This is a genomic window from Collinsella sp. AF39-11AT (genome assembly GCF_003474585.1).
In the GTDB taxonomy this organism is placed as follows: Bacteria; Actinomycetota; Coriobacteriia; order Coriobacteriales; family Coriobacteriaceae; genus Collinsella.
This window is the reverse complement of the sequence record NZ_QROG01000059.1, coordinates 1-805: the sequence shown is the minus strand read 5'-3', so window position 1 is coordinate 805 and position 805 is coordinate 1. Positions and strand designations below refer to the sequence as shown.

The window sequence follows — 805 nt, the reverse complement described above, 5'->3', positions numbered from 1 at the left end:
GGCGCCGGACGAATTAAACCAGTACAGGGAGCCGTTGCACTCGTGAAAGCCCGTCACCATGGCATGCGTCGAGGGGTCGAGCCAATACCAGGCCCCATTGGTATAGAGCCAGCCAGAATGCAGCGAGACCGGATTAACTGAATCCACATAGAACCAGTTCCCGGCAAACGAATTCCAATCCAGATTACATTTAACGGATTCTTGAGCAGACCCATCATTGATTGAATCGGAAGGATTTAGAGTCGAGGAGACAGATTGCTGCTCAAAATCAGTAGGGATGGAGGAGCTTATGGATTCTGCGTTCGCGATATCAACCACACCGGGCCCAGCGAGCAGTAGAGTTGAAAGAATGATTAGGATTAATGATATTCGCTTTTTCCTTGCCATGCGCAGCCCCCAGTAGTAACCAATTTTTATATGAACATAGTCTACAAATGGATAGCTTAGAGCAATATGTAATTAGAAAAAAGCAATTAAAGAAGAGTTGCTAGCCGAGCCAAGCGCCATTACTAGCAAAAGAGTATTGCACCCCATCGATTTCTTGAACACCCGTAGTCATAGCGTGCGTCGAGGGGTCAAGCCAGTACCAGGCGCCGCCGAGGTAGGCCCAGCCGGAGGCCAGCGCGCCGGAGCCCGTCGCGTAGTACCAGGTTCCGCTGTCAAGCAACCATCCGGTCGCCATCGCTCCGGAGGCGTTGAACCAGTACGCAGAGCCGTTGCATGCGTGCAGGCCCGTTGCCATGGCGCGCGTCGAGGGGTCGAGCCAGTACCACGTACCGTTCAGGTTGAGCCAGCCGGAGGCGAG

The 805-nt window shown here is 53.3% G+C and carries 2 pseudogenes; both read right to left on the bottom strand.

What is annotated here, in order from left to right:
• Positions 1–387 (bottom strand): annotated as a pseudogene (locus DW037_RS10430) (hypothetical protein); the annotation flags it as partial.
• Between the two features lie 100 nt (positions 388–487).
• Positions 488–805 (bottom strand): annotated as a pseudogene (locus DW037_RS10425) (hypothetical protein); the annotation flags it as partial.